This is a genomic window from Janthinobacterium violaceinigrum (assembly GCF_009208555.1).
GTDB lineage: Bacteria > Pseudomonadota > Gammaproteobacteria > Burkholderiales > Burkholderiaceae_D > Janthinobacterium > Janthinobacterium violaceinigrum.
Window position 1 is genome coordinate 1 of the sequence record NZ_WFLI01000128.1, and the last position, 303, is coordinate 303.

The window sequence follows — 303 nt, forward strand, 5'->3', positions numbered from 1 at the left end:
TGTTGATGCTGCCTGCGCTGTTGATCGCCAGGTTGCCATCGGCACGCACCGCGCCTTGGACATTGCTGACATTGGCGCTGTTCAAGGTCACCTGCACGCCTTCGATGCCCTGGTTGGCGCCCAGGGTGCTGGCATTGTCGATCACGCCGCCCGTCACAGTGACGGTCGCGCCGGAACGGATCAAGCCTTGCTGGTTGTTGATACTGCCGCCACCCGCGTTCAGGCCGATATTGCCCAGCACCTGGATTTGCCCGCCCTGGTTTTGCAAGCCGCTCAGGGCCAGATCCAGCGCCGACTTGCCCA

At 63.0% G+C, this 303-nt stretch carries 1 protein-coding gene; it reads right to left on the reverse strand.

Annotated elements, in window-relative coordinates; genetic code table 11:
• On the reverse strand, nucleotides 1-303 hold a 303-nt coding region (locus tag GCN75_RS28940), incomplete at both ends, for a hypothetical protein (protein ID WP_152285385.1).